21 protein-coding genes and 2 tRNA genes are annotated in these 24,197 nt (G+C 67.6%); 10 read left to right on the top strand and 13 right to left on the bottom strand.

The annotated features are described in order from the left end of the window. Positions 1-56: 56 nt before the first annotated feature. The 4 genes from JYA52_RS06065 to JYA52_RS06050 all read right to left on the bottom strand — a co-directional run bounded on the left by JYA52_RS06065 (position 57) and on the right by JYA52_RS06050 (position 3,758). Complete coding sequence (locus JYA52_RS06065; protein ID WP_205652299.1) at positions 57-1,217, bottom strand: globin domain-containing protein; 1,161 nt, start codon at positions 1,215-1,217, stop codon at positions 57-59. A gap of 136 nt (positions 1,218-1,353) precedes the next feature. After that, the gene (locus JYA52_RS06060) at positions 1,354-1,803 is read right to left on the bottom strand and encodes an RrF2 family transcriptional regulator (protein ID WP_205652298.1); all 450 of its coding nucleotides are present in this window, start codon (positions 1,801-1,803) and stop codon (positions 1,354-1,356) included. Between the two features lie 48 nt (positions 1,804-1,851). Further along, positions 1,852-2,331, bottom strand: coding sequence for a hypothetical protein (locus tag JYA52_RS06055; protein ID WP_205652297.1), 480 nt, complete (start codon positions 2,329-2,331; stop codon positions 1,852-1,854). An 8-nt stretch (positions 2,332-2,339) separates the two neighbouring features. Next, positions 2,340-3,758, bottom strand: a complete 1,419-nt coding sequence (locus JYA52_RS06050; protein ID WP_205652296.1) for a phosphomannomutase/phosphoglucomutase — start codon at positions 3,756-3,758, stop codon at positions 2,340-2,342. Positions 3,759-3,916: 158 nt separating this feature from the next. On the opposite strand from JYA52_RS06050, the gene JYA52_RS06045 reads away from it, so the two are divergent. Then, positions 3,917-6,130: a RecQ family ATP-dependent DNA helicase gene (locus JYA52_RS06045; protein WP_205652295.1), complete on the top strand. Its 2,214-nt coding sequence runs from the start codon at positions 3,917-3,919 to the stop codon at positions 6,128-6,130. Here JYA52_RS06045 and JYA52_RS06040 read toward each other — a convergent pair. From JYA52_RS06040 to JYA52_RS06025, 4 genes are all read right to left on the bottom strand, one after another. Next, positions 6,075-7,628 carry an MFS transporter gene (locus JYA52_RS06040; RefSeq protein ID WP_205652294.1) on the bottom strand — a complete coding sequence of 518 codons (1,554 nt, stop codon included), beginning with the start codon at positions 7,626-7,628 and terminating at the stop codon, positions 6,075-6,077. The genes JYA52_RS06045 and JYA52_RS06040 overlap by 56 nt on opposite strands. Next, positions 7,625-9,235, bottom strand: a complete 1,611-nt coding sequence (locus JYA52_RS06035; RefSeq protein WP_205652293.1) for a phytoene desaturase family protein — start codon at positions 9,233-9,235, stop codon at positions 7,625-7,627. Before JYA52_RS06035 ends, JYA52_RS06040 begins: the two co-directional genes overlap by 4 nt. Positions 9,236-9,363: 128 nt before the next feature. After that, positions 9,364-9,451: transfer RNA gene (locus JYA52_RS06030), tRNA-Ser, on the bottom strand. Positions 9,452-9,590: 139 nt separating this feature from the next. Continuing rightward, positions 9,591-11,846, bottom strand: a complete 2,256-nt coding sequence (locus tag JYA52_RS06025) for a prolyl oligopeptidase family serine peptidase (protein ID WP_205652292.1) — start codon at positions 11,844-11,846, stop codon at positions 9,591-9,593. Positions 11,847-11,907: 61 nt separating this feature from the next. Between JYA52_RS06025 and JYA52_RS06020 the strand changes: the two genes are divergently transcribed. Next, on the top strand, positions 11,908-13,845 hold the full coding sequence (locus JYA52_RS06020; protein WP_205652291.1) for an FAD/NAD(P)-binding protein: 1,938 nt from the start codon (positions 11,908-11,910) through the stop codon (positions 13,843-13,845). Positions 13,846-14,117: 272 nt separating this feature from the next. On the opposite strand, the gene JYA52_RS06015 is transcribed toward JYA52_RS06020, so the two are convergent. The 3 genes from JYA52_RS06015 to JYA52_RS06005 form a co-directional block, all read right to left on the bottom strand. Continuing rightward, positions 14,118-14,909: a VOC family protein gene (locus JYA52_RS06015; protein WP_205652290.1), complete on the bottom strand. Its 792-nt coding sequence runs from the start codon at positions 14,907-14,909 to the stop codon at positions 14,118-14,120. Positions 14,910-15,017: 108 nt separating this feature from the next. Then, positions 15,018-15,221 (bottom strand): hypothetical protein, encoded by a 204-nt coding sequence (locus JYA52_RS06010; RefSeq protein ID WP_205652304.1) that lies wholly within the window; start codon positions 15,219-15,221, stop codon positions 15,018-15,020. A gap of 197 nt (positions 15,222-15,418) precedes the next feature. Then, positions 15,419-15,506: transfer RNA gene (locus JYA52_RS06005), tRNA-Ser, on the bottom strand. A 113-nt stretch (positions 15,507-15,619) separates the two neighbouring features. Here JYA52_RS06005 and JYA52_RS06000 point away from each other — a divergent pair. The 8 genes from JYA52_RS06000 to JYA52_RS05965 all read left to right on the top strand — a co-directional run bounded on the left by JYA52_RS06000 (position 15,620) and on the right by JYA52_RS05965 (position 22,360). Beyond that, a complete protein-coding gene (locus JYA52_RS06000; RefSeq protein ID WP_205652289.1) occupies positions 15,620-16,603 on the top strand; it encodes an NAD(P)H-quinone oxidoreductase in 984 nt (327 codons plus the stop codon). Continuing rightward, positions 16,603-17,163: a PadR family transcriptional regulator gene (locus JYA52_RS05995; protein WP_205652288.1), complete on the top strand. Its 561-nt coding sequence runs from the start codon at positions 16,603-16,605 to the stop codon at positions 17,161-17,163. The genes JYA52_RS06000 and JYA52_RS05995 overlap by 1 nt, the downstream gene beginning before the upstream one ends. A 119-nt stretch (positions 17,164-17,282) precedes the next feature. Further along, complete coding sequence (locus JYA52_RS05990; protein ID WP_205652287.1) at positions 17,283-19,583, top strand: carbon starvation CstA family protein; 2,301 nt, start codon at positions 17,283-17,285, stop codon at positions 19,581-19,583. Between the two features lie 13 nt (positions 19,584-19,596). Then, positions 19,597-19,788 (top strand): YbdD/YjiX family protein, encoded by a 192-nt coding sequence (locus tag JYA52_RS05985; protein ID WP_205652286.1) that lies wholly within the window; start codon positions 19,597-19,599, stop codon positions 19,786-19,788. Between the two features lie 2 nt (positions 19,789-19,790). Beyond that, the gene (locus tag JYA52_RS05980) at positions 19,791-20,255 is read left to right on the top strand and encodes a GNAT family N-acetyltransferase (RefSeq protein ID WP_205652285.1); all 465 of its coding nucleotides are present in this window, start codon (positions 19,791-19,793) and stop codon (positions 20,253-20,255) included. Positions 20,256-20,293: 38 nt separating this feature from the next. Next, complete coding sequence (locus tag JYA52_RS05975; RefSeq protein ID WP_205652284.1) at positions 20,294-20,968, top strand: bacterial proteasome activator family protein; 675 nt, start codon at positions 20,294-20,296, stop codon at positions 20,966-20,968. Positions 20,969-20,975: 7 nt separating this feature from the next. Then, a complete protein-coding gene (locus tag JYA52_RS05970) occupies positions 20,976-21,419 on the top strand; it encodes a hypothetical protein (RefSeq protein ID WP_205652283.1) in 444 nt (147 codons plus the stop codon). A 95-nt stretch (positions 21,420-21,514) separates the two neighbouring features. Beyond that, the gene (locus tag JYA52_RS05965; RefSeq protein WP_205652282.1) at positions 21,515-22,360 is read left to right on the top strand and encodes an aldo/keto reductase; all 846 of its coding nucleotides are present in this window, start codon (positions 21,515-21,517) and stop codon (positions 22,358-22,360) included. A 127-nt stretch (positions 22,361-22,487) separates the two neighbouring features. Here JYA52_RS05965 and JYA52_RS05960 read toward each other — a convergent pair whose 3' ends face one another. Together JYA52_RS05960 and JYA52_RS05955 are read right to left on the bottom strand one after the other, a co-directional pair. Next, on the bottom strand, positions 22,488-22,667 hold the full coding sequence (locus JYA52_RS05960) for a hypothetical protein (protein WP_205652281.1): 180 nt from the start codon (positions 22,665-22,667) through the stop codon (positions 22,488-22,490). A gap of 39 nt (positions 22,668-22,706) precedes the next feature. Beyond that, positions 22,707-23,714, bottom strand: a complete 1,008-nt coding sequence (locus JYA52_RS05955; protein WP_205652280.1) for a hypothetical protein — start codon at positions 23,712-23,714, stop codon at positions 22,707-22,709. Positions 23,715-24,197 lie beyond the last annotated feature (483 nt).

Below are 24,197 nucleotides of genomic sequence, written 5' to 3'. Positions count from 1 at the left end.
GGCGCCACGGCAAACTACCCCCCCGGGGGCTTATGTGGCCGTCCCCGCTTCTGCCCCTATGAGGCGAGCCAGATGTCGGGGCCGAAGACCTCGTAGTGGATCTGTGTGGCGGGGATGCCGGCGTCGATTGCCTCGTTGCGGATCTTCTTCATGAACGGCAGCGGGCCGCAGAGGTACAGCGACGCGTCGGCCGGCAGGTCCACTTCGCGCAGCGACATGAAGCCGGCTTTGGACCCGGCCTGCGGCTGCTCGAGCCACAGCTGGAGGTCGGCGCCTTCCAGCCGTGCCACGTCCTCGGTCATCTGCCCGCGCAGGGCCCAGCTGTCCAGGGTGCTTTCGGCGTGCAGCACCAGCACTTCGCGGTCCGATCCGGCTTCGGCCAGGGAACGGAGGATGGATGCCGTGGGGGTGCAGCCGATTCCGGCCGAGGCCAGTACCACCGGCCCGTCGCCGTCCTTGAGTGTGATCTCGCCGTACGGGTTGGAAATTTCCAGGATGTCGCCGACGCCGACCCCGCTGTGCAGCACCGGGGACACCTCGCCGCCGTCGTCCAGTTTGGCGGTGAACGTGCGGCGGGTGCCGGCGTCGTCGGAGAGGGAGTACTGGCGCACCTGGCGGAGGCCATCCGGCAGCTGGACCTTCACGCTGACATACTGGCCCGGAAGCGCGGGGGTGACGGGAGTGTCGTCTGCCGGTTCCAGGGTGAAGGTCATGGCACCGGTGCCTGCGGGCGCTTTTGCGGCAACGCGCCACGGCATCCACATCCTGTCGTTGGCCTGCGCCGCGTAAAGTCCCTTCTCCAGCTTGATCAGGGCGTCCGCCATGAGCCAGTAAACCTCGGTCCAGGCCTCCGCGATTTCGGGGGTGATGACCCCGGCCAGGTCCTCGGCGATGGCAGCGAACAGGTGCTCATAGACCACCTGGTATTGCGGTTCGGTGATGCCCAGGGAAGCGTGCTTGTGGGCGATCCGGGACAGCACCGTCTCGGGGAGCGTGCCCGGGTTGTTGACGAGGTGGGTGGCGAAGGCGGCGATGCTGCCGGCGAGGGCCTGCTGCTGGTTGCCGGAGCGCTGGTTGGAGCGGCTGAACAGGCCGTCCAGGAGCTCGGGGTGGGCGGCGAAAAGCCGGGCATAGAACTTGGGCGTGATTTCGCCGATCCGGGAGCCGACCAGTGGAAGCGTGGCCTCGATGACAGGGCGTGATTTGTCCGAGAGCATGTGTACTCCTGAGGTAGTGGCCCGGGGCCTTCGTCCGGACCGAGATGTGAATATTGGTATTTGAAAGGCCAATATCCATACCTAACTTCTACACCCTGTAGAAATGATTCTCCAAATCCGAGAGGCAGGACGCCCGCTAGAGCCCCGGGCGCATGCCGATCGCCTGGAAGACCGGCGTCATCTGGGCTGAGGCGGGCAGGGTGGCGACCACCACGTCGTCAAGCTCCCGGTAGAACGCCTCGCGGGCGCGGGCAAGGGCGCCCCGGAGCCGGCAGTCCCTGATGAGCGGGCAGGGGCCGCCCGGCGCGATGCAGTCCGCGGGGTCCTCGCGGGTATCAAGATGCCTGAGGACCTGGCCCACCGTGACGCGGCGCCCCGCAGTGCTCAGCCGCGAGCCGCCGTTGCGCCCGCGCTCAACGTCAATCAGTCCCAGCATGCGCAGCTTGGCCATCGCCTTGCTGACATGGTTGTAGGGCGTGCCGACGGCGTCCGCCACGCTCTGGGTCGTGAGGAGGTCGGCCTCCGGCGCGGCCGCCAGCACCATGAGGGCGCGCAGGCTGACGTCCGCGAAGGCGTTGATTTTCATGGCCTAAGCCTACTGATGCCGTGCAACTGACCTCCGCACATGCCCGCGCTAGTCCACCCAGATGACTGGTTCATTCGAGTCTGCGCTGAGTTCGCCGAATACCCATTCCCGGGTGGACTCCTGTGCAACATACGGCAGTACGGCAGCGAAAACGGCGCCGTCGCGGTGCTCCGTTGCCACATGGATGGCATCAGAGCCTTCCTCGACCAGCGTGATGTCGCAGACGATCGCGGCGGCCCGGAAATCATCGCGGTTCTGGCGCAGCAGCTCTGTGATGTCGCTGATCATTCCGTCGGCATCGAACCCGTCGCCTGAGCCGTCAGCAGAATCTGCTGGCGAGACCGCCACCAGGCGGACTTCGCCGTCGTTCTCCACCACCAGAGCGAAGGGCAGGAATCCGCCGTTGCGCTCCAGCTGCTCCTGCGCTGCCCCCATGCCGGTGCCCAGCAGGTTTTCCAGATCGGTGGCGGTGGCCTCCGGAACTGATGTCCGCCAGGAATGTCCCGGCTGCGGTGCTGTTTCTGCCACTGCTGGTCCTAGCGGCGGACCAGGGCGAGCACGCGGTCGCGGACGCGCTCCATGGTGGCGTGGTCGGTGGCTTCGGCGTTGAGGCGCAGGTATGGCTCGGTGTTGGACGGGCGCAGGTTGAACCAGTAGCTGCCGTCCGCTGCCGTGAAGGTGCTGCCGTCCATGGTGTCCACGGTGACGTCCTCGCCGGCGAAATCGGCACGGACACGCTCCACGGCGCCGGCCTTGTCTTCGATCTCCGAGTTGATTTCGCCGGAGGAAACGTAGGGCTCGTACTCGCGGCCGAGCTCGGAAAGCGGGCCGTCCTGCTCGCCCAGTGCAGCCAGCACGTGCATTGCGGCGAGCATGCCGGTGTCTGCGTTCCAGAAGTCGCGGAAGTAGAAGTGGGCGGAGTGTTCGCCTCCGAAGACGGCGCCTTCCTTGGCCATGACGGCCTTGATGAAGGAGTGGCCCACGCGCGTGCGGACGGCCCGGCCGCCGTCCTGCGCCACGAGTTCGGGCACCGCGCGGGAGGTCAGCAGGTTGTGGATGATGGTGGGCGTTTCCTCGCCCTGGGCCTTGGCGCGCGCGATTTCGCGGCGGGCAACCATGCCGGTGATGGCCGACGGCGACACAGGGTGGCCCTTTTCGTCGATGACGAAACAGCGGTCCGCGTCGCCGTCGAACGCCAGCCCGATGTCCGCCCCGTGCTCGACGACGGCGGCCTGCAGGTCGCGCAGGTTTTCCGGCTCCAGCGGGTTGGCCGGGTGGTTCGGGAAGGATCCGTCCAGCTCGAAGTACAGCGGGATGATGTCGAACGGCAGCTTCGGCAGCAGGGTGTCGCCGAGGACGGCGGGGGTGGTGAGCCCGGCCATGCCGTTGCCGGCATCCACCACCACCTTCAGCGGGCGGGACCCGGAGAGGTCAACCAGCGTGCGCAGGTACTCGGCGTAACCCTTGAGGATGTCCTGGACGCCGATCTGGCCGCGGCTCGCGGCAGCGGGGATGGAGCCTGCGTTGAGGTACTGCTCGGCGAGGGCCTGGATCTCCTTGAGCCCTGATTCGGAGGAGATGGGCACGGCTCCGGCCTTGGCCATCTTGATGCCGTTGTATTCGGCGGGGTTGTGGCTGGCGGTGAACGTGGCGCCGGCGGCGTTGAGGGCGCCGCACGCGTAGTACAGCTCATCCGTGGAGATCAGGTCCAGCAGCTGCACATCGGCCCCGCGGGTGGCGGCGCCGTTGGCGAAGGCCTTGCTGAACTCGGGGGAGGAGGGGCGCATGTCGCCACCGACCAGGACCGTCTGGCCTTCCAGGCCCAGCACGTCGACGAAGGCGGCCCCCACGGCTTCGACGATTTCAGCCGTGATGGAGTCGCCCACGATGCCGCGGACGTCATACGCCTTGAACGAGGCTGAAAGGTCAAAAATATTGGTCTGGTTGCTAGTCACGGGATTTATCTTACGTTGCGGCGCCAAGCTGTCTGGGGAGGACGAGTCACGAATCCGCAGCTTGCCGAAGCGCGGGTCTCACCGGATGCGGGGGGTGCGTTGTCCACATGGCCGGCAGCGCGCTTTGGGGTGTCAGAGGGGACTGGGATACTGAATCAATGGCCAATAACCAGCACGCCGCAGTCCTTCCGTCCGAATCCAGTACAGCGTCCGGCAATCCTTCCGGGACTGAAACAGCGGTTTCAGGGACCCGTGGCCAGGCGCTGGAGGTGCTGCGGGAGCTCGTCGGCCACTCCGGAGCCGACTTCCACGACGGCCAGTTTGAGGCCATCGAGGCCCTGGTCGACGGCGGCCGGCGGGCACTGGTGGTGCAGCGGACGGGCTGGGGGAAGTCGGCGGTCTACTTCGTGGCGTCGCTGCTGCTCAGGCGGCGCGGGGCAGGTCCCACGCTTATTGTTTCGCCGCTGCTCGCGCTGATGCGGGACCAGGTTGCCGCCGCCGCCCGTGCCGGGGTCCGGGCCGTCGCCATCAACTCGGCCAACCAGCTTGAATGGGACACCGTGCGCGAGCAGCTCGCGGCGGACCAGGTGGACGTCCTGCTCGTTTCACCCGAGCGGCTCACCAACCCCTCCTTCCGGGAACACCAGCTACCCGAGCTCGTCAGCCGCACCGGGCTCCTGGTCATCGACGAAGCCCACTGCATTTCGGACTGGGGACACGATTTCCGGCCCGACTACCGTCGGATCGCGGACCTCATCACCCAGCTCCCGGATACTGTTCCGGTGCTGGCCACCACCGCCACGGCCAACTCCCGAGTGGTCCACGACATTGAAGAGCAGCTGGGCGAAGGCGTGCTCACCATCCGCGGCTCCCTCGGCAGGGAGTCCCTGCGGCTTGGAGTGCTCGCGCTGCCGGATTCCCGTGAGCGACTCGGCTGGCTGCTGACCCATCTGGCGGATCTGCCGGGAAGCGGCATCATCTACACGCTGACCGTATCTGCGGCCGAGGACACGGCCCGGCTGCTGGCCGAGGCCGGCCACGAAGTGCTGGCTTACACCGGCCGCACCGATCCCGCTGACCGCGAACGGGCAGAACAGCTCCTGAAAGACAACGAAGTCAAAGCGCTCGTGGCCACGTCCGCGCTGGGCATGGGCTTCGACAAGCCCGATCTCGGCTTCGTGGTCCACCTCGGGGCACCGTCATCCCCGGTGGCGTACTACCAGCAGGTGGGACGTGCCGGCCGTGGCGCCGCCAACGCGGACGTGCTGCTCCTTCCCGGGTCCGAGGACAGGGACATCTGGCAGTACTTCGCCACGGCCTCCATGCCTTCGGAGGACAAGGCCGCGGCGGTGCTGACGGCGCTGGCTGAGGCCGGGACGGCTGTGTCCACCGTGGCGCTGGAAGCGCGCGTGGACCTGCGCCGGACACCGCTGGAACTGCTGCTGAAGGTGCTGGCCGTTGACGGTGCCGTGGAGCGCGTGGGCGGCGGCTGGCGGTCCACCGGCCAGCCCTGGTCCTATGACGCCGAACGCTACCGCCGGATCGCCGAAGCCCGGGTGGATGAGCAGGATTCCATGGTGATCTACCAGGACACCGCCGGATGCCGCATGGAGTACATCACGTCGGTGCTCGATGATGAGACGGCGGCGCCCTGCGGCCGCTGCGACAACTGCGCGGGCCGGTGGTTCTCCGCGGATGTCGCGTCTTCGGCGACCCAGGCTGCCGGCCAGAGGCTCAGTCGTGCCGGCATGGTGCTGGAACCCCGCCTCCAGTGGCCCAGCGGCATGGACCGGCTGGGCGTGCCGGTCAAGGGAAAGATCAAGCCCGACGAAAGCCTGGCGGAGGGCCGTGTGCTTGCCCGGCTGACAGACCTGGGCTGGGGCGGGGCGCTTCGGGAGCTCTTCGCCGCGGGCGCCCCGGACCGTGCCGTGGATCCGGGCATGCTGCAGGCCTGCGTCCAGGTGCTCCGCGAATGGGGCGCCGGTGACTCGCGTGCTCCGGGCTGGAGCGGTGCAGGGCGGCCGGCGGCAATTGTCAGCCTGCCCTCGCGGGGCAAGCCGGCACTCGTGGAATCACTGGCCCGGGGAATCTCTGAGATCGGCCGCATTCCGTACCTGGGCCAGTTGGAGATGGAGCACGGCGGGCCAACCGGCGGCCGCGGCGGCAACAGCGCCTACCGGCTGGCCGGCGTATGGGACCGGCTTGTTGTAGGGCAGGACCTGGAGCCGGCCCTGGCGGGGTTTGGAGGCCAGAGCGTGATGCTCATCGACGACCTCGTGGACAGCCGCTGGACCGTCACCGTTGCGGGCCGAGCCCTCAGGCGGGCCGGCGCCGGGGCTGTTCTGCCGCTGGTGCTGGCCCAGGCCGGCTGACCTCCGCACCGGCCTGGCGGTGCAGCATGAGGCTGTCCGCCGTGCTCAGGAGCATCAGCACGGCGAGCGAAAGGAATGCGCCGCGGTAGGCGGCCACCCCGGCATCCGGCGGGGAACCCAGCAGCCCGCCCGGGCCGGTGGCAAGCAGCGGAACCGCGTCGAACACTCGAAGGAGCAGGGCGCCAACCGCGATGCCCGCCCCGGTGGCCAGCTGAACCAGGGTGGCCGAGACCGCGTTGGCCGAGGTCAGCTGGGCCGGGACGATGTCCGCGTACTGGACCGAGGCGTAGGCGGAAAAGCCGATCGAGCGGAACGCGCCGCTGCTCACGAGCAGCGCGAAGATGAGCGGCTGCGGCGTGCCGGCGGTGAGCAGGGCGCAGAGGGCGAAGGTTACGGCTGACGCCAGCGACGCAAAGACGAGGACGGGCTTGAATCCGAAACGCCGGATCAGCGGCGTGGTGGCCGGTTTGATGCCGATGTTGCCGATGAACACGGCCGCCACCATGATCCCTGCGTGCAGGGGACTCCAGCCGAAGCCTTCTTGGAACATCAGCGGCAGGAGGAAGGGCACGGCGCTGATGGTCAGCCGGTAGATGAAACCGCCCGTGTTCGTTGCCCGGAACGTCCGCGTGGAAAATACGGTGAGGTCGAACAGCGGATGGGCCGCCCGGCGCATCCACAGCACCGCGGCAGCCAGGGCCACCGCCCCGGACGCCACGCTTAGCAGAGTCCACGGCCCTTCCGGGTGGCCGCTGGCCAGTTCCAGCCCCACCACCAAGGCGCCCACGCCGATGGTGGTGAGGGCCAGCCCCAGCCAGTCAAGCCTGCGCTTCCGGTCACCGGATACCGTGGGCACGAGGCGGAGGGCCGCCAGGAAAGCCGCGACGCCCAGCGGCAGGTTGACGAGGAATATCCAGTGCCAGGACAGATATGTGGTCAGGGCCCCGCCCACCAGCGGTGCCAGCACCGGGGCCAGGAGCCCGGGCCACACGAGGAAGGCTGTTGCCCGGAGCAGTTCCGACTTGGGCGTCCCGCGGAGCACAACGAGGGTGCCAACGGGGACCATCATGGCCCCGCCGGCGCCTTGCAGGACGCGGCTCAGGGTGAGCATGGTCAGGTCCTGGCTCAGGCCACAGAGCAGGGACGCCAGGGTAAAGAGTGCAATGGCCGCGCAAAAGATGCGGCGTGCGCCGAACCGTTCGGCGAGCCAGCCGCTGAGCGGTATGCCCATGGCCACCGTCATCAGGTATGCCGTCATGGTGATGTTCACGCTGGCAGCCGCCACCCCGAAGTCACCGGCGATGCTGGGAATGGCGGTGACCAGCACCGTGCCATCCAGGAATTCCATGAAGAACGTCGCCGCCACGAGCAGGGCCAACTGTGGGTTCCACGCCTGCAGTGCCGCAGGCGGCGAAGCCGCCGGCTGCGAAGACCCAGGCGTGCTCCCGGACGACTCAGGCGCGGGCACGTCGGGGCCGTTACCGTTGACGCCGCTCATGAGCCACGGGCCATTTCCAGAACGGCCATGGCGGCGTTGTGCCCTCCGATGGCGCTGACCGCCCCGCCCCGGCGGGCACCGGAGCCGCACAGCAGTATGCGCTCATCGCGGGTGGCCACGCCCCAGCGGCGGGCCGGGCTGTCCAGCGGAGTGCCGTCCTCGACGAACGGCCAGTCGAGGCCGCCGTGGAAAATATTGCCCCGCGGCATTCCCACGGCGCGCTGGATGTCCAGCGTCGTCTTGGTTTCGATACACGGGCTGCCGTCCGGTGCGGTCATGATGAGCGGCTCGATGGGTTCGGCAAGCACCGAGTTCAGGGACCGGAGCACGGCGGCCTGCAGCTCTGCCCGCCGGGCATCGTTGTTCTCGTCGGTGATGAGGCGGTCCGGGATGTGCAGCCCGAACACAGTGACGGTGTGCGCCCCGGCGGCCTGCAGTTCCTGGGACAGAATGCTGGGATCCGCCAGCGAGTGGCAGTAGATCTCGCAGGGGAGCGGCTCGGGAACGGAGCCGGATTCCGCGGTCAGATACGCCTTGTCGAGCTGCTCCCACGACTCGTTGACGTGGAAGGTCCCGCCGAACGCGGCCTCGGGGCGGACAGACTGGTCGAGGAGGCGCGGAAGCCGGGTGAGCAGCAGGTTCACTTTGACCTGCGCCCCTTCCCGGGTGTGGTTCGGGTTGGAGGGCCCGCCGTCGGACGCATCCCGTGGAGCCCGCAGCCGGTCCAGGACGGCAGGGGCAACGTTGGCGAGCACCCAGCTTGCTGTGGCCTCGTGCTGCCGGCCGGCGCGGCGGTAGCTCACGCGTCCGGCGGCGTCGACCGCCGTCACCTCAGCGCCGGTGAGGACGGTGGCGCCCGCGTCACGGGCGGCCCGCTCCAGTTCCCCGGACACCGCCCCCATGCCGCCGATCGGCACGTCCCAGTCGCCCGTGCCGCCGCCGATCAGGTGGTACAGGAAGCAAATGTTCTGCTGGAGGTCTCTCTCCCCGGCCCGGGCGAACGTGCCGATCAGGGCATCGGTCAGGACGGTGCCACGCACCAGGTCGTGCTGCAGGGCGCCTGCGATGGCGTCGCCGATGGGCCGTTCCATCACGGCCTCCCATGCCTCCGTGGCCCCTGCAGCTGCGGCCCGTGTCCGCGCCTCCGAGCGGGTCTGCAGCGGGGCGGTCATGGTGGGCCAGAGCGCCTTGGTGAGCTTTCGGCAACTGGCATAGAAGCTGTCGAAGGCCTCCGCTTCGCCCTCCGGGGCGCCGATGGCTGCGAACGACGCCGCGGTGGAGGCGGCGTCGCCGTTGTCGATCAGGAGGCCCCGCCCTGGGTGCGACGGGTCAGGTGTGTAGGACGAAAACCGCCGACGGGCCAGCCGGATCCGGAGGCCCAGGTCATCGATGACCTGCTGCGGCAGGAGGCTGACGAGATAGGAGTAGCGCGAAAGGTGCGCCGCGACGCCGTCGAACGCCCGGGCTGAAACCGCGGCACCGCCGGCGTGCTCGAGTTTTTCCAGCACCAGCACGCGCTGGTCCGCTTTGGCCAGGTACGCTGCGGCCGCCAGCCCGTTGTGCCCGCCACCCACGACGATGGAGTCGAATGCCTCGTTGCCAGTCATGCGATTATCCTGCCACCCGGGAAGTGGTGACGGCGCCACCAGTCCGTTCCCCGGACCGACCCCAGGGCCGATGGCCGTAAAAGTCTCCGGGTACGCAAAAGGCCCCGGTCCGGGACCGGGGCCAAACGCGGAGACGGGGGGATTTGAACCCCCGGTGGAGTTGTGCCCCACACTTCATTAGCAGTGAAGCCCATTCGGCCGCTCTGGCACGTCTCCATTCGCTATTACTAGCCAACCAAGGATACGCAGAACCGGCCATGCAGTGCAAAACGGCGCCGCGCCGGCCGCCAAAGGAACAGACGGCCGGCCGCCAACGGCCCGGGCGGCACGCCGCTAAAGGACGCGCCGGCGTCGGTCAGGCAGTCCCGCCGGCCAGCGACTTCCACAGAAAGTGCTGGCTGCGGCTCTGCAGCGCGGCAGCCTGCCTGTTGTCCGATGCGCCGGCGTGCCCGCCCTCGAGTGCCTCGTGGAACCAGACGTTGGGAATGCCCATGGCCTGCATGCGGGCGGCCATCTTGCGGGCCTGCACGGGCCCCACCCGGTCGTCGGAGGTTGCGGTCCAGATGAAGGTCTCGGGATAGTCCACGCCGTCCTTCAGCAGATGGTACGGCGAGAAGGTCCGGATGAAGTCCCAGTGCTCCGGGAGCTCCGGATCACCGTACTCGGCAATCCACGAATGGCCCGCAGACAGCCGGGTGTACCGCCTCATGTCCAGCAAAGGAACGCCGCACGACACCGCGCCGAACAGATCGGGATACCGGGTCAGCATGTTGCCCACGAGAAGACCGCCGTTGGAGCCGCCCACGCAGCCCAGGCGTTCCCGGCTCGTGACGCCCCGTGAAATCAGGTGTTTTGCGACGGCGGCGAAGTCCTCGTAGGCGCGGTGCCGGTTTTCCTGCAGTGCCGCCCGGTGCCAGGAGGGCCCGTATTCGCCGCCGCCCCGGATGTTGGCCACGACGTAGACGCCGCCGCGGCTGTGCGGTGCCGTGCCGTCCGTGCCGGCAGATTCCGCGGTCCGGCGCTCCAGCCAGGCCCTCCCCACCGCGCCGCTGTAGGCGGGGGTACGGGACACCTCGAATCCGCCGTAGCCGGACAGCTGGGTGGGGTTCTGCCCGTCCAGCACCAGGTTGCGCGCCGCAATCTGGAAGTACGGCACCCGGGTCCCGTCCTCGGAGACGGCAAAGTGCTGCTGGACCTCGTAGGCCGCGTCGTTGAAGAACGACGGCGATGCCTTGACCACCGCATGGCTGCTCACCACGCCCGCGTCCCCGGCATGGGCTCCGCGGCTCAGGGCTCCGTGGCTCAGGGTTCCGCGCGTCAGGGTGGTGGGGGTGGTGAAGCCGGTGGCCACGAGCCAGAAATCGTCGCCTGCTCCTCTCGGGCCGGGGGAGCGGTGGTCACCCTCGGAGCCGCCCTCGGCGTCGTCCTCGTCGTCCACGGCGAAGGCGTTGACATCATGCAGCGGAGGGCAGGCGTCCAGTACCGAGGACGACCAGCCGGCGGACGGGTCGAGCACCCGGATCTCCGAGGAGACATCCCGCAACAGGTTGAGCAGCAGGAAGTTCCGCGTCCAGCTCCAGGACTGCAGGGACGTGTGGGCGTCCGGGGTGAAGAGGACCGTCAGGGAGCGCTCGCCGGCGATGTACCTGTCAAGGTCTGCTGCGAGCAGCGATCCGGCCGGATAGCTCGCTCCGCCCACGGTCCACTCCCGCCGCGGCCGGAACAGCAGCCAGTCCCGGTGCGCGCTGAGATTGACGTCCGTGGGCACATCGATGGCCGTCCAGGACCCGTCCCGCAGCACCGACGTGGTCCTGTTGAAGAAATCGATCCAGTCCACCGCGAAGGTCCGCTCAAAGCCGGGCGTGGAGTCGTGGGACACGATCGCCATCATGTGATCCTCGGGGATCTCGAAGATGCGGGCGGCCTCGGCCAGCGGCTGGCCGCGGTGCAGCCTCACCGCCGTGCGCGCGTAGGACGACGCGGTGCGCGGCAGGCCGTCGGCGGTGCTGGCGACCAGCAGTGTGTCCGCGTCCAGCCAGGAGACGTTTCCCTTCGCCGTCGGAAGGTCAAAACCGCCGGCCGCGGGGTCAACGAAAGTGCGGGTCTCGACGTCGAACTCGCGGTAGCGGTTGGCGTCACCGCCGTCGGGGGAGAGGGCCAGCAGCGCCAGCCGGTATGGCTGGCCCGGCTCCGGCCGGAGGAAGTTTGCCCCGTGAAAGACCCATTCCTCCCCTTCCGCGGCGGCGAGCGCGTCCACATCCAGCAGCACATCCCATTCCGGGGCATCACTGCAGTAGCTTTCCCACGTGGTCCGGCGCCACAGGCCCTTCGGGTTTTCCCTGTCCTTCCAGAAGTTGTAGTACCAGTCTCCGCGCTTGGACACCATCGCGATCTTGTCCGTGGAGTCCAGCACTTCGAGGATCTCGCCCTCCAGGCGCGCGTACTCGGCGTCCTCCAGCAGGTCCTCGGTCCGGGCGTTCTGCTCCCGGACCCATGCCAGCTGCTCCTCGCCGTAGATGTCCTCCAGCCAGATGTTTTCGTCGGTGGGCTCGGGCGCGGTTCCGTTGGGAACGCCCGACGCGGAGGCAGAATCAGCTGCGGTGGTGGTCATCGCCCCATCCAAACAACATCCCGGCGCAGGTAGCAAGTCACATGCCGATACTCTGGATGCCGTGGTCACATCGCAAAGCATCCGGACGGCACTGATAGGCGCCGGCCCGAGGGGTACCAGCGTGCTGGAGCGGCTGCTGGCCAACTGGGCGGCCGGCGGGGCCGCCCGGGCGGGATCCCGACTGCACATCGACGTGATCGATCCCCACCCTGCCGGCCCGGGCCATGTGTGGCAGCCCGGGCAGTCGCGCCTGTACCTGATGAACACGCAGTCGTTCTATCCCACGCTCGTCCCGGAGGACCCGCAGCTGGCCCCGCCCCTGGCCGGCACGACGTTCGACCGCTGGCGGGAACGCCAGCAGCAGGATCCCCTGCCCACGCTGTCGGACGAGGAACGCGCCGAACTCGCCGTCCTCGAGGCCCGCGACTTCCCCAGCCGCGCACTGTACGGCCGGTACCTCCGCTGCACGCTCGAGGAACTGCTCGCCGTCCTGCCCGACGGCGTCACCGTGGATTTCCACGAGGCGGCGGCAACCGCCGTGCGCCCCGTGGGGGACGGAAAGTTCGACGTCGAACTGGCCGGCCGCGGCACGCTCACCGCGGACTCGGTGGTCTTCGCCCTGGGCCACCTGGACTCCCGGCTCAGCCCCGAGCAGCGGCAGCTGCAGGCGGGCGCCGTCCAGCTGGGCCTGCGGTACTTTCCGCCCGCCGCCCCCGCAGACGTCGACTGGTCTGCCGTCCCGGCCCGGGAAACCGTGCTGGTTCGCGGCATGGGGCTGAACTTTTTCGATGTGATGGGCCAGCTCACCGAGGGGCGGGGCGGAAAGTTCGTCGACGCCGGGGACGTCCTTGAATACCTGCCGTCAGGCCAGGAGCCGCTGATCATCGCGGCCTCCCGGCGGGGTACCCCGTACCGTGCCAAAGCCACGCTGGAGGGCTACTACCCGGCGTCGGTGACCCTGCGGTACTGCACCGCGGCCGCGCTGCAGCGGTTCGAGTCGGCAGGCATCATCCCGGCTTTCGACCACGACATCTGGCCCCTGCTGCACCGCGATGCCCTGTGGGCCTACTACTCCACGCTGATGCGTTCCGAACCCGGAGCTGTGCCGGATCCCGGTGCATTTCTGGATGAACTGGACGAGGCGCTGCACCCGCACGCGCACACAACGGCGAAGTGGGAGGAGTCGGTCAAAGCCGTCGTCGAGAGCCATGTCCGGCCCGAAGACAGGCTGGACCTGCTGAGCCTGGCGGCGCCGCTGGCGGGACGGGCGTTCCGGTCCCGTGCGGATCTTGACGCCGCCGTCGTAGACTATCTGCTCGACGACGCCCGCCGCTCGGCCCTTGGCGAGAGCGATCCGGTAAAGATGACCATCGGCGCGCTGCACCACGGCCGTGCGGTGCTGAAATCGGTGGTGGCCGACGGCGGCATCACCGACGAGTCGTGGGTCGCCGGCCTGCGCGGCTGGTTCGAGTCGTTCGTCGAGGGCCTCGCGAGCGGACCGCCGGCCCTCCGCGCCGAGCAGTTGGCAGCGCTGGCGCGGGCGGGGGTGGTCAGCTTCGTCGGACCGGACCCCAAATTCGGACTTGACCGCGAGGCCGGGCTGTTCAGGGCCACCTCACCGTGGGTGCAGGGCGGCGCCGCGCAAGCGCGCACCATGGTGGAGGCCCTGGCACCGGCCAACCGGGTTGCCATCAGCGATTCGCCGCTGCTGCAGCAGCTCCTCGCCGACGGGCTGGTGAGGCCGCGGACGATGATGACGGTGGAAGGAACGCCGGTGCAGGCCTCGGGCCTGGACGTCAGACCGCACCCGTACCGCCCGGTGGCCGCCAACGGGGAAGTCGCCGGGCGGCTCTTCGTGCTGGGTCTCCAGCTTTCGGCGAACCAGTGGGGGACGGCCATCGCCGCAGAGGCCGTGCAGCAGGCCGGACCGGTCTACCCCAGCGGCCAGCGCACCCTGCGCGACGCCGACGAGATCGCCCGCGCCATCCTCCGCCCCTGATTCGACCCTCCCGCAGTTCCTGCCGCCTTTTGGGCGACCCTCCCGCAGTTTTTGCCGCCTTTTGGGCGACCCTCCCGCGGTTCCTGCCGCCTTTTGGGCGACCCTCCCGCGGTTCCTGCCGCCTGTTGGGCGACCCTCCCGCGGTTCCTGTCGCTGCCCGATTTGAACGGACTGCCCCAGCCAGCACAAAGACTACCGGCCGGTAGCTTCGTGAGGAGCTGCCGGCCGGTAGTTTTTTCGAAGGATTTATTCTGGTGAAATCAGGGGGCCGCTCAGCCCTGTGCTGCCTGGCCCGTGTCCGCCACGATCTTGAACATGGCGCCAGTGGGGTCTGTCAACGTGGCCAGCCGCCCGAAGGGGGTGTCGTCGGGTCCGTCCACGAGAGCCCCGCCCATGCTGACCGCCTTTTCGATGGAGGCGTCGGCGTCCCCGACGGCAAAGTAGACCTGCCAGTTGGACGGGACCTCGGCGGGAAGGTAGCCGGAGGCGTCCATGATGCCGGCCTTGGCCTCCTCACCGGCCCCCAACGTGGTGTAGCGGAACTCCGGGGTATCGCTCATGACGTCCGTGTCCCAGCCAAAAACCTCCTGGTAGAACTTCACGGCGGCGTCGTAGTCCTTGGTGTGCAGCTCGTGCCACGCGGGCGCGCCGTTCTCGGCCACCAGCTCATACCCCCGCATTTCCCTCGGCTGCCACGCTCCGATGGCAGCGCCGGAAACGTCGCCGAAGATGGCCATGTGGCCCTGCTCGGGGACGTCCATCGGTTCCACATACACCTGGCCGCCGTTTGCGGTGACAGCCGCAGCCGTCGCTGCGGCGTCGTCCGTGCGCAGGTACGTGGACCACATGTCGGGCATGGCAGCCTGGTCCGCTTGCTTTTGCATAATGCCCGCGACCATCTTGCCGTTCTTGTTTGCGGTGATGTACCCGCCGTACTTTTCCTCGTCCCCGGTCTGGAATTCCCAGCCGAACAGGTCGCCGTAGAACTGCTTCGCGGTGTCGGTGTTGGAGGTCATCAGGTCAATCCAGCAGGGCGCGCCGGGGGTGATGTCAGGGGTAGGCATAGTCAGCTCCTGTTTGGGTGCCGCGGGAATGCATGTCCGCAGGTCAAGGGATGTGGAGACAGGACCGACACTATGCCGGGGCTATGACAGTTTCAATGGTTTCCGCCGTCAGGGCCGGTCGGAAAACGACGTCCCGGGTTCGTTGTCGTCGTCGGCCTCGACCCACTCGATGAAGTCCTTGAGCGACATGCACCAGTAGTAGTCCGAGTACCTCAGGCTCTGCTTCTCGGCCTTGCTCACGACGGCGACCTCCCCCAACAGCGGCGGCGGGTGTGGAATGGTGCCCTCATCCCGGAACCGGGGCAGGAGCACCGCTGGTACCTTCAATGGAACGCCCGCGGGGGTGGTCTGCACATGAGTGGTGCGTACTCGAATTTTCAGGGCACCGGTACTCGCCGGTACTTGTTTTCCGGTGCCGGGTACACGCTCTACCTGCCTGCACAAAAGGCCGGCGGAGCCAACCCTGCGGTTGGCCCCACCGGCCTTTGTCGTGCGCACCATGCGCCGCGCGGAAGGTAAGAGATTCGAACTCTTGGTACGGGGTTACCGCACACTGGTTTTCAAGACCAGCTCCTTCGGCCGCTCGGACAACCTTCCCTGACTAGTAGTGTTTCATAGGCAGTTGGCTGCAACAAAAACCGAAATGTGGCAGTTGCTGCCGCTGCCCACTATTTTTGGGGCAGGAATCAGCTAGAAATCGGGAGTTCTCCATGAAAGCCGTCTACATCTCCAAGCCGGGCGGGCCGGAAATGCTGGAAATCCGGGAGGTCCCGGCGCCGGTGCCGGGGCACGGTGAAGTCCTGATCGATGTGGTGGCGGCAGGCGTGAACCGCGCAGACGTGCACCAGCGGAAGGGCTTCTACCCACCGCCCCCGGGCGTCTCGGAAATTCCGGGGCTGGAAGTTTCCGGCCGCATCGCCGGGTTCGGCACAGGCGTCACGAAACCTTTTTCCATCGGCGACAAGGTTGTGGCGCTGCTGGCCGGCGGTGGGTATGCGCAGCAGGTGGCGGTCCGCTCGGAGCAGGTGGTGAGAATTCCCGACGGCGTTGACCTGGTCACCGCTGCGGCCCTCCCGGAGGTTGCCGCGACGGTGTATTCGAACCTCATCATGACTGCCCAGCTTCAGGCCGGTGAAACGGTCCTGGTCCACGGCGCCACCGGCGGGATCGGCACCATGGCCATCCAGTTTGCGAAGGCGATCGGGGCCACTGTTGCCGCGACGGCCGGAACCGACGAGAAAGTCGGCACCGCCAAGGCCTTCCTGGGTGCCGACATCGCGATCAACTATGCGGAGGAGAACTTCGCCGAGAGCCTCCGGGCCCAGAACGGCGGCAAGGGCGCGGACGTGATCCTGGACGTCGTGGGTGCCAAGTATCTGCAGCAGAACGTTGACGCACTCGCCGATTACGGACGGCTCATCGTCATCGGACTGCAAGGCGGCGCCAAGGGCGAATTGGATCTGGGACAGCTGCTGCGCAAACGCGCGGCCGTCGTAGCCACGGCGCTCCGGCCCAGGCCCGTCGAAGAGAAGGGCGTGATCATGACAGCCGTCCGGGATGCCGTGTGGCCCCTCATCGCCGACGGGCGTATCCACCCCCTCGTGGACAAGACGTTTCCTTTGGACGAGGTCAGGGCCGCCCACGAATACTTCGACTCGGGGGAGCACGTGGGCAAGATCCTGCTGGTGATCTAGTGTCCGTCCGGCACAGTCTCCTGGCCCTGCTGCACGACAGGCCGCGGTACGGGTACCAGCTCCGGAGCGAGTTCCACGAACGCACGGGCTCGGCCTGGCCGCTGAACATCGGTCAGGTCTACACCACCCTGGACCGGCTGGAGCGTGACGGCCTGGTCCGGAAGGAAAGAGGCGACGGCGGCAGCCAGGTGGTTTACGGCATCACGGACGAAGGGTCCGGCCAGGTACGGGCCTGGTTCTCTTCTCCCGTGGAGCGCAGCGCCCCGCCCCGCAACGAACTTGCCATCAAAGTGTCCCTTGCCCTGACGCTGCCCGGGGTGGACGTGACCGCCATGATCCGGGTCCAGCGCGCAGCGTCCCTGGCCGTGCTGCAGGAGTACACCAAGTCCAGGCGGGATACCGCCGCCAGCCCGCGCAGCGCCGACCTCGCGGGGCTGCTGGTGCTGGATTCACTCATCTTCCACGCCGAGGCGGAGGTCCGCTGGCTGGACCTCTGCGAGGCGCGCATGGCGCAGCTGGCCCCGGCAGCGCTGACCGCCTCGGCGACCGCTGAGCGCTGACCCATAACCGCTTGGCGCTGCGCCCGGCGGCACCCGGCAATAGAGCGTATCGATTTGAGGCGCCCGTTGGTAGTGTGCGCGTAAGAGGGTTGCAACATTTTTAATCTCGAGGAGGAGACATGAGCAGCATGCCTGGCGGCAGGGCTCGGACCGCGGACGACGATCTGGAACTGACACCAGACCCGTCGCTGCCGCCGACCGCGGTGGACGAGGCGGTCCGCGAAGCGGAAGAGCGGAAGTGGACGCCCGCGAAGATCGCCGTCTGGGCAGCGATCGCGCTGCTGGGCGGCGTGGCCTGGTTCATGCTGGCCATCATTCGTGGAGAAACGGTCAACGCGATCTGGTTCGTGTTTGCCTCCGTCTGTACGTACCTGATCGGCTACCGCTTCTACTCGAAGGTGATCGAACGCTACATCACCCGGCCTAACGACCGGCGCGCCACCCCGGCCGAGTACAAGGCGGACGGTAAGGACTATGTCCGCACGGACCGCAATGTCCTGTTCGGCCATCACTTTGCCGCCATCGCAGGCGCCGGCCCACTTGTCGGACCCGTCATCGCGGCCCAGATGGGCTACCTTCCCGGCACCATCTGGATCATCATCGGCGTCGTGCTGGCCGGGGCCGTCCAGGACTACCTCGTGCTGTTCTTCTCGATGAGGCGCGGCGGCCGCTCGCTGGGCCAGATGGCCCGTGAGGAACTCGGCGTGATCGGCGGAACCGCCGCCCTCGTCGCCACCCTGCTGATCATGGTGATCATCGTCGCCATCCTCGCGCTCGTCGTCGTGAACGCACTCGGCGAAAGCCCGTGGGGCGTTTTCTCCGTAGGAATGACCATCCCGATCGCCCTCTTTATGGGCGTCTACCTCCGGTTTATCCGGCCCGGCAAAGTCATGGAAGTTTCGCTGATCGGCTTCGTCCTGCTCATGGCTGCCATTATCGGGGGCGGCATCGTCGCGGAGACCGAGTGGGGTGCCGCAGTCTTCCACCTGGACAAGGTCACCATCGCATGGGGCCTCATCGTCTACGGCTTCATCGCCGCGATCCTGCCCGTGTGGCTGCTCCTCGCCCCTCGCGACTACCTCTCCACGTTCATGAAGATCGGCGTCATCGTCATGCTGGCGCTGGCCATCATCGTGGTCCGCCCGGAAATCACCGTTCCGGCCTTCAGCGAGTTCGCCAGCCGTGAGAACGGTCCGGTGTTCCCCGGGGCGCTGTTCCCGTTCCTCTTCGTCACGATTGCCTGCGGCGCGCTGTCCGGCTTCCACGCCCTGATCTCCTCCGGCACCACACCGAAGCTGATCGAAAAGGAACGCCAGACCCGCCTCATCGGCTACGGCGGCATGCTGATGGAATCCTTCGTGGCCATCATGGCCCTCGTGGCGGCCATCTCCATCGACCGCGGACTGTACTTCGCCATGAACTCACCCGCCGCCCTGACAGGCGGCACGGTCGAAACCGCCGCCACCTGGGTCAACAGCCTGGGGCTTGCCGGTGTGAACATCACCCCGGATCTCCTGGCGGAGACCGCCAGGAACGTCGGTGAGGAGAGCATCGTCTCACGCACCGGCGGTGCCCCCACACTGGCTGTGGGACTGGCGCACATCATGCAGCAGTTCATCGGCGGCACGGCCATGATGGCGTTTTGGTACCACTTCGCCATCATGTTCGAGGCGCTGTTCATCCTGACCGCGGTCGACGCCGGAACCCGCGTCGCCCGCTTCATGCTGCAGGACTCCATCGGCAACTTCGTCCCCAAGTTCAAGGAGCACTCGTGGCGGCCGGGAGCGTGGCTCTGCACGGCGATAATGGTCGGTGCGTGGGGCGCGGTGCTGCTGATGGGCGTCACGGACCCGCTGGGCGGCATCAACACCCTGTTCCCGCTGTTCGGTATAGCCAACCAGCTGCTGGCAGCCATCGCCCTGTCTGTCTGCATGGCCATCGCGGCCAAGCGCGGCTCCTTCAAGTACCTCTGGATTGTGGCCCTGCCGCTGGCGTTCGCGGCGGTGGTTACGATTACCGCCAGCTTCCAGAAGATCTTCTCGCCCGTCCCGGCCGTGGGCTACTTCGCCAACAATGCGGCCTTCTCCAAGGCCCTGGCGGACGGCAAGACGGAATTCGGTACCGCGAAGACCGTTGCCGCCATGGAGGCCGTGGTCCGCAACACCATGATCCAGGGGTGGCTGTCTGTGATCTTCGTGTTGCTGAGCATCATCGTCATCATCACGGCCGTGATCGCCACCGTGAAGGCCTTCCGCAATGAGGCTGCCGGCATCCGCCATGATGACCACGAAGACCCGGCTGTTCCGTCCAGGGGCTACGCGCCCGCAGGGTTGATTCCGACGGCCGCCGAGCGGGAACTCATGGCCGAGTGGAACAAGCTCCCGGCGGACCTGCGGCTCGAAAAGTCCGCGCACCACTGATGCGGAGCCGGCCATGAGCGCGCTTGTCGAAGGCTTCCGGGGCTTCGCCCGGTACCTTGGTGGAGTCATGGGGGCCGATGCCTACCAGAAGTACCTGGAGCACCACTACGCGTCCGGGCACTTGAACCAGCCCATGACGGAGCGGGAATTCTGGCGGGACAGGACGGACCGCCAGGACAGCAACCCGCAGGGACGGTGCTGTTGACCATGACGGACCCCGCCGCCGGGCTGTCGATCCGCAGGATCGGGCCGGAGGACGGCGCGACGCTCAATGCCCTGGCCGAGACGGACAACCTGTTCGATGAAGATCCCGCCGTGGCGCCGTCGGTTGCCTTAACGCCCGACGGCGCCAGGGACTTCCTGGCGGATCCCACCGTCCTGTTCTGGCTGGCTCGGGTCGAAGACCTGACGGTGGGCTTCCTGCATTGCTGCGTGCAGCGCCGTCGTACTCACGGCCCATGGGCCGAACTGCTCCTCATGGAGATGGGCACCCACGCCGGTTACCGCAGGCAGGGGATCGGGCGGGCGCTGATCGCCGCCATGGAGGACTGGATGCGGGCCAACGGGGTGCGCGACGTATGGGTGCCTGCCGACACTTCTGCCGTCGGCTTCTACCGGAAATGCGGTTTCGCTACGGACGAAGGCGAAATCCTGGTCAAGGAGCTTCATTGACTGGACTCCGCATTCCGGGCTCGTGAGAGTATGAACGCATGAGCGATCCGAACGACACTCAAACCGGCCCTGCGGTTGACTCACGCGCCGGTTTCCAGGCGCCGCGGCCGGGCGATGACGTGCCCGTGGAGGGCACCACCATTGATGTTGAGGCTGTCACTGCCGATGGCGACAAGCCCGCGGAGCAGGCCAAGCCGCGGGGAAGCAGCCTTCAGGACCTCGTGGATGAGCCGGCCAAGGTGATGCGCATCGGCACCATGATCCGCCAGTTGCTTGAAGAGGTGAAGTCGGCGCCGCTGGACGACGCCGCGCGCGGCAGGCTCGCCGAAATTCACGAACGCTCCATCAAGGAGCTTGAGGACGGACTGGCCCCGGAGCTCGTGGCCGAGCTGGAACGGATCAGCCTGCCTTTCCCCGAGGACGGGACGCCGTCTGATGCCGAACTCCGCATTGCCCAGGCCCAGCTGGTTGGCTGGCTGGAAGGACTGTTCCACGGCATCCAAACAGCCATAGCAGCCCAGCACGCGGCACGGGAGCACGCCATGGCGCAGATGCAGCTGAGGCAGCTTCCTCCCGGCACGGTCATTGCGCCCGGGGTGGTCATCGGAGAGAACGGCGAACCGCAGCGGGCCAAGGCCCCTGAGCCGGCCTCCGATCCGCTAAAACCGGGCCGGCGGGAAGAACCTGACCACGGCCCCGGCCAGTACCTGTAGGTCCGGCTTGGGGTTCTTCACCGCTGCCCGGCAAGGGCGGAAAGACGACGCCGAACTGGGTAAGGGGCTATGGCGCCGCGCCAACGACCGCTTCCACCGTGGGCTGGACCGCTACCACCAGGTCCTCGAGGGCGTGGAGGATGAGCAGCTGTATGCCGAACTCGTCGAAATAGCCAACCAGCTGGCGGAATTGTCCGGCCGGGTCCGGAACGTCTGCGTTGAGGCGCAGCAGCGTTCCCCAAGCGACGGGCTGGACATCCCGCACTCGCTGGCCGGTGTTCACCGCGCCCTGTCGAAGGCGGGAAATTCGCTCGCGGCCACCGCGGAGGCGGCAGCGATGCTGCGGCTTGCGGTCGGGCCGGTTCCCGTGGGAGCGGCCTCGGTCTGGCGGCGGGCAGAGACCGTCTTCGAACAGGTGGCGGACGCTGAGCGCCTGCTTGCCGAAGCCTGAGCCCGTCAAATATTCCCCGCTTGCGGGCATTAAGCGCCTAGCTTAGCTTCCGGCCAGCGGCTGCATCCCGGCGGGAGTGTTGGCAGGATGGGTGGATGACTCCTTCACCGACACTGACATTCAATGATGGAAACACGATTCCCCAGCTCGGCTACGGGGTATGGCAGGTGGAAGACGACGTTGCTGAAAAGGTCGTCTTCCAGGCCTTCCAGGCAGGGTTCCGCCACATCGACACGGCCAAGATTTACGGTAACGAGTCCGGGGTGGGCCGGGCCATCGCAAGCTCCGGGCTGTCGCCGGAGGAAATTTTCATCACGACGAAGCTGTGGAACTCCGACCAGGGCTATGAATCGACGCTCGCGGCGTTCGAGGAATCCATGGAGCGGCTGGGTCTCGAAACGCTGGACCTGTACCTGATCCACTGGCTCCAGCCGAAGCAGGAGAAGTACGTGGACACCTGGAAGGCCCTGATTGAGCTGCAGAAGCGCGGCAGGGTGAAGTCCATTGGCGTCTCCAACTTCACGATTGAGGGACTGCAGCGCATCATCGACGAAACCGGCGTCGTGCCGGCCATCAACCAGGTGGAACTGCACCCCTTTTTCAACCAGGCCGAGCTCCGGGAGTTCAACGCGTCCAAGGGCATTCTGACCCAGGCCTGGTCGCCGCTGGGGCAGGGCGGCGAGCTCCTGGAGGATGCCACCATCACCGCACTCGCGGACAAGCACGGTGCCACGCCCGCCCAGGTGGTCATCGCCTGGCACCTGGCCATCGGCAACGTGGTCATCCCCAAGTCCGTCACCGAATCGCGGATCCGGGAGAACTATGAAGCGCTGAACATCATCCTGGATGCCGGGGACGTCGAAGCCATCAACGGCCTGGACCGCACGGCCGCCGGAGCGGGACGCATCGGACCTGATCCCGCCGTCTCTGACTTCGCCTGATCTTCAGGCGCGCCGTCCGCTGCGCTGGCCCCGCCCCGCTGAAACTGCCGTGACGGCAGCACCTTTGAGCGGCGCGGGGCCTTTGTCAGCATAAGCCGGGGCCTTGCGGTCCGGGCGCCAAGCCCCGTTAGGCTGCCAGCTGGTCCTGGCGGACGGCCACAGCATCAACAGTGGCCCAGTCGTCCTCACCGGAGAGGCAGCGGCTCACAAACCGCTCGGCGTCGGCAGAGGTATCAAAGACCTCGGTCCGGATCCGGCCGCTGTCGGCTTCGAAGAACGTGACGTGGAATTCCTGGTTCATTTCCATGACTCCATGGTGCAACCGGGGTCTGACATTTTTTGCTCTTCAGTCCGGTGTGTTGCGCAGCCGGAGCACCCGTTCCTTCGCCAGGTCCGCCGTCCGCCGGCTCCGCTCGGCCGCCCGGGCAGCCTGCTTCGCCTCGGCTGCCGCCGCCTCGCGGTCCTTTCGGACGGCCTCCAACGAGGCCTCCAACGCCCGCAGCCGCTGCTTGGCCTCGCTGACTTCGGCTGTCAGCCGTGTGAATTCGCCGGACGCTTCCTGTAAGGCTTCCTCCCGGGTTTTGGTCTCTGTCGCGGCTGATGCCGCCGCTGTCTCGGCCTCCGCCAGGGCGGCCAGGGCCTTGTCCAGGATGGACGGCGACGGCGGGCGGGGCGTCCGTCCCACCGCCTGCAGCCGGGGTTTCTCCGGCGCGTCCGCAGGCGGGCGCTTGGGCCTCGACGGACTCCCTGACCGGCCACCGGCAGTGCGCGGAGTTTCTGGTTTCTGGGCCGCTGGCGACGCCCGCGGCCGTACGGGCGGCTCGGGCACCTGCCCGAGGGCGGAAGGAACGGCGACAGCACCCTCGAGATCAACCCGGTCCACGCCGTCGGCCGTGAGAACCCGCAGGAGCATGCCGCTCTGCACGGCAGCGGCCGCAGCCGCGTCTGCAGTGGCTGCCCGCAGCGTCTCTTCCACTTCCGAGGCCACCGGCCCGCTGATGGCCCGGCCCTGCTGCTCCGCAGCCAGCCGGGCGGCGCTGACGGCTTCGGCGAGCAGCTTTCGCCGCTCCCGGGAAAGCTCCCGCAGAGCCGCGGCGTCGAGAGCGGCCTGCGCGCCCTGCATCGTCTCCCCAAGGGTGCGCAGCTCCCGCACTGCTTCCGGCCGGTGGTGCGCCAGCATGTTGACCGCCCACGCGGCGGCGGAGGGCTTGGGGAGGGTCTTGATGGCCTGGGAGAGCAGCCGATTGGATGCGGCCGCCGCAGCCTTCGCAGCGGCGATGCGGGCGGCCACGAATTCATCGAAGGGCAACGCATACAGGCGCCCGGCGACGTCGGCAAGCTCCTGCTCTTCCATGTCAGCCATCTTAGGACGCGGCGACCGTTGCATCGCCGCCCTGCCGCGCGAATTCCGCGCACAAAGGGCCGACGGCGGCTGGGGGGACACCGCCCTGGTCTCAGACAGGCGGCACCGCCGCCGGCCCAGCCCCGGTGATCCACTTCTATTATCCTCCCCTTGAGGCGCTGAAACAGCCTGGTTGACGACACCATTGATGACCGCCTGCCTGACGGCGGGCGGCGGGCGTTCGGCGCGCATGCGGGTGCACTTTGGAGGAAGACTTGTCAGGAACCCGCCGGGCAGGCTTCCCCCCAAGTGCACGCCGCGCTATTAGAGGTAGGGCCGGGTGATGAGTTCGACGGCATGCCCGGCGGGGTCTTTGAAGTACACGCCCCGCCCTCCGTGTCCGCTGTTGGTCTCGCCCGGCCTGGTCATCTGAGGGTCAGCCCAATGGGTGACCTCCCAATCGACCAGCCGCTTGTAGGCTCGGTCGAAGAGGCG

It is taken from the genome of Arthrobacter pascens (assembly GCF_017052465.1).
Lineage (GTDB): Bacteria > Actinomycetota > Actinomycetes > Actinomycetales > Micrococcaceae > Arthrobacter > Arthrobacter pascens.
Note: the sequence above shows the minus strand (reverse complement) of the source record. Positions and strands in the feature narration are given on the sequence as shown.